The 6749-nt window shown below is 65.5% G+C and carries 9 protein-coding genes; 7 read left to right on the forward strand and 2 right to left on the reverse strand.

What is annotated here, in order from left to right; genetic code table 11:
• Nucleotides 1-2: 2 nt before the first annotated feature.
• Nucleotides 3-758 carry an amino acid ABC transporter ATP-binding protein gene (locus tag J7I84_RS18715; protein WP_214946026.1) on the reverse strand — a complete coding sequence of 252 codons (756 nt, stop codon included), beginning with the start codon at nucleotides 756-758 and terminating at the stop codon, nucleotides 3-5.
• A 104-nt stretch (nucleotides 759-862) separates the two neighbouring features.
• Between J7I84_RS18715 and J7I84_RS18720 the strand changes: the two genes are divergently transcribed.
• The 4 genes from J7I84_RS18720 (at nucleotide 863) to J7I84_RS18735 (ending at nucleotide 3807) form a co-directional block, all read left to right on the forward strand.
• Nucleotides 863-1645, forward strand: coding sequence for a TIGR00730 family Rossman fold protein (locus tag J7I84_RS18720; RefSeq protein ID WP_214946027.1), 783 nt, complete (start codon nucleotides 863-865; stop codon nucleotides 1643-1645).
• Between the two features lie 43 nt (nucleotides 1646-1688).
• Nucleotides 1689-2153 carry a DivIVA domain-containing protein gene (locus J7I84_RS18725; RefSeq protein ID WP_214946028.1) on the forward strand — a complete coding sequence of 155 codons (465 nt, stop codon included), beginning with the start codon at nucleotides 1689-1691 and terminating at the stop codon, nucleotides 2151-2153.
• Nucleotides 2150-3406 carry a hypothetical protein gene (locus J7I84_RS18730; protein ID WP_214946029.1) on the forward strand — a complete coding sequence of 419 codons (1257 nt, stop codon included), beginning with the start codon at nucleotides 2150-2152 and terminating at the stop codon, nucleotides 3404-3406. Before J7I84_RS18725 ends, J7I84_RS18730 begins: the two co-directional genes overlap by 4 nt.
• Nucleotides 3407-3639: 233 nt before the next feature.
• A complete protein-coding gene (locus J7I84_RS18735; protein ID WP_009357720.1) occupies nucleotides 3640-3807 on the forward strand; it encodes a DUF3117 domain-containing protein in 168 nt (55 codons plus the stop codon).
• Nucleotides 3808-3864: 57 nt separating this feature from the next.
• Here J7I84_RS18735 and J7I84_RS18740 read toward each other — a convergent pair whose 3' ends face one another.
• On the reverse strand, nucleotides 3865-4497 hold the full coding sequence (locus tag J7I84_RS18740) for an O-methyltransferase (protein ID WP_214946030.1): 633 nt from the start codon (nucleotides 4495-4497) through the stop codon (nucleotides 3865-3867).
• Nucleotides 4498-4727: 230 nt separating this feature from the next.
• On the opposite strand from J7I84_RS18740, the gene sigE reads away from it, so the two are divergent.
• The 3 genes from sigE to J7I84_RS18755 all read left to right on the forward strand — a co-directional run bounded on the left by sigE (nucleotide 4728) and on the right by J7I84_RS18755 (nucleotide 6726).
• Entirely contained in the window at nucleotides 4728-5342 is a 615-nt protein-coding gene (gene sigE, locus J7I84_RS18745; RefSeq protein WP_159631489.1) for an RNA polymerase sigma factor SigE, read from the forward strand.
• A 7-nt stretch (nucleotides 5343-5349) separates the two neighbouring features.
• Nucleotides 5350-6252, forward strand: a complete 903-nt coding sequence (locus J7I84_RS18750) for an anti-sigma factor (protein WP_214946031.1) — start codon at nucleotides 5350-5352, stop codon at nucleotides 6250-6252.
• Between the two features lie 69 nt (nucleotides 6253-6321).
• Nucleotides 6322-6726, forward strand: coding sequence for a Sec-independent protein translocase TatB (locus J7I84_RS18755; RefSeq protein WP_214946032.1), 405 nt, complete (start codon nucleotides 6322-6324; stop codon nucleotides 6724-6726).
• Nucleotides 6727-6749 lie beyond the last annotated feature (23 nt).

Genomic DNA, 6749 nt, shown 5'->3' on the forward strand with positions numbered 1-6749 from the left:
CGTCAGTGGGTGAGGAGCTTGGACAGGAAGTCCTTGGCGCGGTCACTCTTCGGGTTGGTGAAGAACTCTTCGGGGGTGGCGTCCTCCACGATCTGGCCGTCCGCCATGAAGACCACGCGGTCGGCGGCCTTCCGGGCGAAGCCCATCTCGTGGGTGACCACGATCATGGTCATGCCTTCCTTGGCGAGCTGGACCATGACGTCCAGGACCTCGTTGATCATTTCGGGGTCCAGCGCGGAAGTGGGCTCGTCGAACAGCATGACCTTCGGCTTCATTGCCAAGGCACGGGCGATCGCAACGCGCTGCTGCTGGCCGCCCGAGAGCTGGGCCGGCAGCTTGGGGGCCTGGTGGCCCACGCCCACCCGTTCCAGGAGCGCCATGGCGTCCTTTTCCGCTGCAGCCTTCGAAACGCCTTTGACCTTGATGGGGCCCAGCGTCACGTTTTCAAGGATGGTTTTGTGTGCGAACAGGTTGAACGACTGGAAAACCATTCCGACGTCGGCGCGCAGCTGTGCGAGCTCCTTGCCTTCTTCGGGGAGGACTTTCCCGTCGATGCTGATGGTTCCGCCCTCGATGGTCTCCAGGCGGTTGATTGCCCGGCAGAGGGTGGACTTACCGGAGCCGGAAGGCCCGATGACCACAACAACCTCGCCCTTGCGGACCTGCAGGTTGATGTCCTTCAGAACGTGCAGCTGGCCGTAATGCTTATTAACGGCGTTCAGGGAGACGAGAGTATCGCCGGGCACATGAGTAGTCATAGGAAAGAATCTAGCGAACAACGGTGGCCTATGACGCCAATCACCCCAAGTTCCTGCCGATCGTGATTCAAGAGATACCTGGAGTTGGAGGTTAGCCTAGGGGAATGAGCATCAATGCAGATCCGGCCAAGAATTCCCAGCCGCGCCGTAAGGGGCCCCTTGAGCTGCGCCGCAAACAGGCGGCCGTGGACATGTCGGACCAGCACCTGCTTGATACCAAGGGCCCCGGCCAGTTTGTCCACACCGATCCGTGGCGGGTCCTGCGGATCCAGAGCGAATTCGTCGAGGGCTTCGGTGCGCTGGCGGACATCGGAAAAGCGGTCAGCGTCTTCGGTTCGGCCCGTACCAAGCCGGGAAGCGTCTACTACGAGATGGGCGTGGAAGTGGGGCGCAAGCTCGCTGAAGCCGGAGTAGCCGTGATCACAGGCGGTGGCCCCGGTTCCATGGAGGCGGCCAACCGGGGAACGGTGGAAGGCAATGGCGTATCGGTGGGCCTGGGCATCGAGCTTCCGTTCGAGCAGGGCCTGAACCAGTGGGTGGACCTGGGCATCAACTTCCGCTACTTCTTCGCCCGCAAAACGATGTTCGTCAAATACGCGCAGGGGTTCATTGTGCTGCCCGGGGGCCTGGGCACTCTGGATGAGCTGTTCGAGGCCATGGTCCTGGTCCAGACCCGGAAGGTGACGTCCTTCCCCATCGTCCTCCTCGGCGTCGATTTCTGGGGACCGATGATCGACTGGATCAGGGGCACCCTGGTAGCTGAAGGCATGGTCTCCGAAAAGGACCTGGACCTCATCCAACTGGTTGATGACCCGGCGGAAGCCGTGGACCGGGTCCTCCACGTCGCCGTGACCCCGTCGCTGAACGGGGAACAGCGGCCGGAGTAGCTGCGCGCCGCGGTTCGGGCCGTCGGTCTGGCACCATGGAACCGTGAGCTTTTTTCTGGTTTTCCTCGCCGTCGTGCTCGTGACGGCGGTTCTGTGGTCCGGCCTGGGCCGGCGCTCCCGTAAATCGGGCGGGGCTGCGCTGCCCGTCCTGCTGGACGGGTTCGGAGAGCCACCGGCCAACCTTCCGCCCGTGTTGCTGCCCGAGCGCGCCGTTCCGGAGGACGTGACCCGGCTGCGTTTCTCGCTGGGCCTGCGCGGTTACCGGATGGACCAGGTGGACCAGGTGCTGGACGAACTGAGGGACCAGCTGGCGGCCCGGGATGCGGAACTGGCGGAGCTGCGGGGCCGGCTGGCCGCCGCGGAAGATCCCACGGAGCAGTCTTCCGACGACGGACCCATGGTCCCCGGTACGGTTCCCGAAGTGCCGGTTCCGGAAGAGCCTGGTGCGGGAGGGGGCGGGAACCGGGGGGTCCATGAGGACGCTGCCCCGGGGAAGGGCAGCCTGTGAGCACGGTGGCCCGCCGGAACCCGCTGGCCTCTGCCGGCGACGTGGTCCAGCGCGCAGCTTCCACCGTCCGCGGCTGGCCCTGGCGGCTGCAGGTCACCGCACTGTACGGCGGCTCCCGGTTGGTCTCAGCCTGCATCTTCATGGCCGCGGCGCTTCACCAGGGCCCCAACCCCTGGTTCGCGCCAAAACCTGACTACTGGAATTTCATCAATATCTGGGATGCCCGCTGGTACGGCCAGGTCATCGCCAACGGCTACCCGTCGGTCCTTCCCACGGACGCCGCCGGCAACGTCCAGGAGAATACGTGGGCTTTCTACCCGCTTTATCCGACGCTGGCAGGCGGACTCAGCCGCCTCACCGGCCTGAACACCGCCGCGTCGCTCACCCTGGTGGCCATGTTGGCCGGCTGGGCGGCGGCCCTCGTGGTGTACGCACTCTTCCGGCAGAAGGCCGCGCACACACCAGCCATGTGGGGTGTTGCGTTCTTTTCGGCCTTTCCCGTCTCTGCCGTGCTGCAGGTACCCTACGCCGAGCCGCTGTCCCTCCTGCTGCTCGCCGGGGCCCTGCTGCTGGTAGTGCGACGGCAGTACCTCTGGGCCGCCCCCGTCGTGGTTTTGCTGTGCCTGTCCCGGCCCGTCGGCGTCCCCTTCGCCGCCATGCTGGGGCTGCTGCTGATCGTCCATGCCGCCACGAACGTGCGCCGTGGGCGGCAGCGCGGTCCGGCTGAAGACGCCCATTCGGTCAAGGACCTGGCGGCACTCACCGGACTCACCGCCGTCGCGGGCTTATCCGCCCTGGCGTGGCCCGCTGCGGCGTGGGCGGCGACCGGCGACCTGCAGGCGTACACCAAAACCGAAACCGTGTGGCGGGGCCAGGACCTGGTACCTTTCAAGCCCTGGTTCGACACCGGCGTCGAGCTCTTCGGCCCCGTGCTGGGCGTCCTTGCGCCCCTGGTGTTCATGGTGCTGTTCGGGGTGATGCTGTACCTGCCCCCGGTGGTGCGGCTCGGCGTCGAACTGCGGCTCTGGTGCGCCTGCTACATGGCTTACCTGCTGGCGTTCCTCCACCCCCAGACCAGCACCTTCAGGATGCTGCTGCCGCTGTTTCCGCTGGCGCTGGGCGCGGTTTTCCTGTCCCGGTCCAGGGCGTACCGGGGAACGGTGGTGGTCATGTTCCTGCTGCTGCAGATCGTCTGGATCGTGTGGTTGTGGGCGTGGGCGCAGCTGCCCGGCGGAGGCGATTATCCGCCTTAGTAAAACCGGCTTTCGCGCAGGTCAGGACGGGAATGACACGTGCACGGAAATGTCCATCGATTAGCTACGTGCGGGTAATTCCGCGATAATAGTAAGTAAGCAAGGACAAAAGCATTCAGAAAACGCGCAGCCTTGGCGGTGGTGCAACCACCCTGCCATAGCGGCCTGATCGACATGCGGACACAGCCCGCCCGGGCTGGTTCGTCCTGGGACAAAATGGAGGGGAATTCCTCATGGCGGCTATGAAACCACGCACCGGCGACGGCCCAATGGAAGTCACCAAGGAGGGCCGCAGCCTGATCATGCGCGTCCCGCTCGAAGGCGGCGGGCGCCTGGTGGTCGAACTGAACGCTGCCGAAGCAGCCAACCTCAAGGAATGCCTGGTGGGCGTTACCGAATAGCCGTGCCGGTCAGGGTGCGCAGCCCGCGGGCTGCGCACCCTGACCTTTCTGCGCCGCCTATTTCTTGACGGCCACCAGCAGGCCGTCCCCGGTGGGAAGCATTGCCGAAGCAAGCCTGTCGTCGTCGCGGATGGCTTTGCCCACCTGCCGCAGGGTTACGGTGTTGGGCTCCCTGCCCGCAGGGTTGGCCACTTTGTCCTTGTCCAAGGCGTCGTTGATGACCAGCAATCCCGAACGCTTGAGCAGCCGGATGGCCTGTTCCACGTAGCCGGGCAGTCCGGGCTTGTCCGCATCGATGAAGACAAGATCGTAGGCGCCGTCCGTGAGCCGCGGCAGGACGTCGCCGGCGCGGCCGGAAATGGTGCGGGTCCGGTTGGCGGGACTCCCGGCCTCGGCGAACGCTTCGCGGGCAGCCCGCAAGTGCTCCACGTCAACGTCGATGGTGGTCAGGACGGCGTGCGGGCCAAGGCCCCGGAGCAGGCAGACGCCTGAGACGCCCGCGCCGGTGCCGATTTCCACTGCGGTCTGCGCCTTGGAAGCGGCGGCCAAAACCGTAAGGACGGCGCCCACGCCGGGGCTGACGGCGCTTACCCCTAATTCGAAGGAACGTTCCCGGGCCCGAAGCATAACCTCATCCTCAGCGGGCAGATCTTCTGCATAGGACCAGCTGCTGGATTTGTCGGCGCTCATGGATAATCGCTTTCTGGGCGGTAAGGGGGGAATGTCTCCTCCAGCCTACTGTGTCCGGCTGGGCCGGACCGGGAAGCAGCCATTGCGCCGAAGGCGGAAGTTTCCCGGTCGTCAGGAAATTCCCAGCCAAGTTTGACATGATTGGTATCCGCTCATCCAAATGGTGACCGGCGCCGAATCAGAGATGTCAACAGTATCCGGGCGTTAGCATTCCACGAGGGGAGTGGACGATGTCATCTTCAGTTGTGGCACCTGTCCCTGCAGTAAACAATCCCGACGATGAGTGGGTCCGTCCCACCTGGGAAGAAGTGGTCACCAATCACTCCGCGAAGGTCTACCGGCTGGCGTACCGCCTGACCGGAAACAAATTCGACGCCGAGGACCTCACCCAGGAAGTCTTCGTCCGGGTGTTCCGTTCGCTGGAAAACTTCAAGCCCGGAACACTCGATGGCTGGCTGCACCGCATCACCACCAACCTGTTCCTGGACCAGGCCCGGCGGAAGACCCGCATTCGATTCGACGCCCTTGCCGAGGACGCCGAGTCCCGGCTGCCCGGCCGCGAGCCCGGTCCCGAGCAGAGCTTCGAGCTGAACAACCTGGACCTGGACGTGCAGGCCGCACTGGAGGAACTGCCGCCGGACTTCCGTGCCGCAGTGGTCCTGTGCGACCTTGAGGGCCTGTCCTACGACGAAGTCGCAGAAGCCCTGGGGGTCAAGCTCGGCACTGTCCGCTCGCGCATCCACCGAGGCAGGACCATGCTCCGCGAAAAGCTGGCCCACCGCGATCCGCGCCCGCAGCAGTCGCGCCGCAAGCTTTCGATGCCCCGCATCGCCGGGATCCTCTGAACGGCATATGAGGTCCCAGTTTCCTTTCGGCGGCAGGCATCAGCGCACCGGCAGCCACCTTGAGGCCTGCCAGGAGTGTGCCGCCACCCTGCGCCGGGAACGGCAGTACCTTGAGCGTCTCCGGGATGCTCCCATCCCGCCAGCCAGCCACGACCTGACGGCACGGCTGCTGGCCCGCACCTCCGAACTGGCAGCCCAGCCCCCTGCCGCGGTGCAGCCCCACCAGGGCCTCACCTCCCGCATGGCCGCCCGGGCGCTTGCGCTCACCGCCGGTGGAACCATGGCAGCTGCCGGGGTGCTGGCCGTGGGAGCATTCACAGCAGCGGGAGACCCGGCGGGCGGCGAACCGGCGGGAACCGAGGCCGCATTTTCACATGCCTCGTCCCAGACTCCCGCGGACGGCAGGGCCCTAAGCGCCGCCCAACTGGCCACCCTGCGCTCCGAGGGATGGGTCTGTCCGGAACTCGAAGCCATGGGATTCCATCTGGAGGCGGCCCGGGCGCTGGTGGTTAACGGGGAGCCCGCAGTGGAGCTGAGACTCACTGACGGTGCCCATCATGCCACTGTCACGGAACAGCACCCCGTCGCCACGGAACCTGCAGCCCAACCAGCCCAACCCCCGCTGGTTCCGGGGACCGCGGCGGGCCAGGCGGGTGGACGGCCACAGGAATCCGGCACCTCTGCGTGGTCCGGGACCTACCAGGCCGCCGGGCTCACCATCACCTACCGCTCCGACCTTCCCGCCGGCCAGGCCGACGATGCCATGCCCATCCTCAAGCGTCTTGCCGATTCCGCCGCAGAAGGGGTGGCTGCAGCCGTCCCGGAACAACGGCAGGGGCAGGCTGCGGAACCCCTGGATGCACGGCTGGAGCGCGGAATCAACAAGATCGCGGCCCTGTTCACCCAGTGATACGGACTGTTTTCCCATCCGCTGGGTGGGAATCGTCACTCACCGCCCGGAGAGGGTAATCTTCCTAAAGTGTTTGGAATCAACGGCCCGGAGTTCATCCTTCTGCTGATCATTGGCGTCCTGGTGATCGGCCCCAAGCGGCTGCCGGAATATACCCAGAAGCTGGCAAACCTGGTCAAGGAAGTCCGCCGGATGGCCAACGGCGCGCGGGAACAAATCAAGGAAGAAGTGGGCATCGACATCGACGATGTCGACTGGAAGAAGTACGATCCCCGCCAGTACGATCCCCGGCGCATCATCAAGGAAGCACTGCTCGACGACGACACCAAGCCTGTCAGCGCAGGCGCACCAGCCGCAGTGGCTGCAGTTTCAGGTGCGGCGGCCGCGGCGGATGCGGCACCCAAGCGCCCCGAAAGGGCAGTGCAACGGCTGGCCCCGGGCGAGTCTGCCCCGTTCGACACCGAGGCCACCTAGCTGTATTGACCTGCGAGGTTGGT

Source organism: Arthrobacter sp. ISL-85, assembly GCF_018613675.1.
Classification (GTDB): domain Bacteria; phylum Actinomycetota; class Actinomycetes; order Actinomycetales; family Micrococcaceae; genus Arthrobacter.

What these genes read in the sequence shown, in the direction of transcription:
- J7I84_RS18715 (WP_214946026.1), bottom strand. Translation starts at nt 758, where the DNA reads ATGACTACTCATGTGCCCGGCGATACTCTCGTCTCCCTGAACGCCGTT.
- J7I84_RS18720 (WP_214946027.1), top strand. Translation starts at nt 863, where the DNA reads ATGAGCATCAATGCAGATCCGGCCAAGAATTCCCAGCCGCGCCGTAAG.
- J7I84_RS18735 (WP_009357720.1), top strand. Translation starts at nt 3,640, where the DNA reads ATGGCGGCTATGAAACCACGCACCGGCGACGGCCCAATGGAAGTCACC.
- J7I84_RS18740 (WP_214946030.1), bottom strand. Translation starts at nt 4,497, where the DNA reads ATGAGCGCCGACAAATCCAGCAGCTGGTCCTATGCAGAAGATCTGCCC.
- sigE (WP_159631489.1), top strand. Translation starts at nt 4,728, where the DNA reads ATGTCATCTTCAGTTGTGGCACCTGTCCCTGCAGTAAACAATCCCGAC.
- J7I84_RS18750 (WP_214946031.1), top strand. Translation starts at nt 5,350, where the DNA reads ATGAGGTCCCAGTTTCCTTTCGGCGGCAGGCATCAGCGCACCGGCAGC.